A 1,325-nucleotide genomic window follows, 5' to 3' on the forward strand; every position below is an offset into this window, starting at 1 on the left:
AGAAATTAGTGCATGCGATGGGCAGTCAAATTACGGTAGAGAGTGTTTACGGGCAAGGCAGTGAGTTCTCCTTTATACTGACATTGCCACGATCAAGCTCGGATGCGTTAGCCGATTTCAAAGCCCAAGAGTTGCAGTTGGATTATCAGATAGAGTTCAAAGGCCAAAGAGTGTTATTGGTTGAAGACAATGAGCTGAACCAAGATCTCGCCTTAGCATTTTTCAGTCGTTCTAATTTAAATGCCGATCTTGCTGAAAACGGAAAGGAAGCGCTTGAACTAGCTAAAAACAACGACTACGAAATAATCTTTATGGATCTTCAAATGCCAATTATGGACGGCTTTGAAGCTACCCGTTTGATTCGTGAATTCGATACAGATGTACCGATTATTGCAATGTCGGCCAATGTTTTTGCTGATGCGAAACAACGAGCGAGGGCGTCGGGCGTCACGGACTTCTTGGATAAGCCAATTGTTATTGATAAAGCGATGTCTTTGATTACTCGATATATTGTTCCTGAGGTGTTAGTTGAAGGGCGAGCGCCATCAGATGCGATACAGACGGGTGATTCTGGTGAGAGTGCGGAATTACACTCCGATACTCACATAGAGCCGCCTGTTTTCTCTCAGTCGAGGTTTGAACAACTGACTTATCATGATGTGAAGCTGCAAGCCAAAATGCTTGATAGGTTCTGCCAAGGCTCGCCAGACATGATGTCGGAAGCTTTTGATAATTTAGTACAAGGCGAATGGGAGACGTTAGAGCGTAATCTACATACCTTAAAAAGCATGGCGGCTGCGATTGGTGGATTGCGATTGGCAGAGTTACTCAGAGATTTAGAAAGCAAAGCTCATAACAAGGCGTGTAATGAAGAGGATCTTAAGCAAGGCGAACTTGGGTTAATCGAATTGATTAGAGCGGTTGAGAGCAGCTTTGATGTGTCTGGTGCCAAAGGATCCAATACGACAAGTACTGACGAAGCCGATGCGAGTATTACTGATACCTCTGACTCACCGAGCATCACGTCAGAACAGCATGCTCAGTTGCTATCACTGCTGGATGCTTATGATAACGATGCAACTCAATATGTGACTGAGTTACTGGCACAGTATCCACATTCTGTTGTTCTCAAAGATGTTCGAAGTGCGTTAGATAATTATGACTTTGAACGAGCTAAAGAGGGGCTCGGCGCTTCTGAGTAGTTGTCTTTTATAAATATCACTTCAACATCAAAGCCTTTAGTTCTTATAGCGAAATACCGAGCTAGCTAAAGGCTTTAAATCTATCTATACCGAACTAACCACTCACGTTCTGTTTGATTAGCT

At 43.5% G+C, this 1,325-nt stretch carries 1 protein-coding gene; it reads left to right on the top strand.

All coding sequences use genetic code 11. The annotated features are described in order from the left end of the window. A partial coding sequence (locus A142_RS15220; RefSeq protein ID WP_139137182.1) for a response regulator occupies positions 1-1,202 on the top strand: 1,202 nt, incomplete at its 5' end. Between the last annotated feature and the right edge of the window lie 123 nt (positions 1,203-1,325).

The organism is Vibrio splendidus 12E03, assembly GCF_000272105.2.
In the GTDB taxonomy this organism is placed as follows: domain Bacteria; phylum Pseudomonadota; class Gammaproteobacteria; order Enterobacterales; family Vibrionaceae; genus Vibrio; species Vibrio splendidus_I.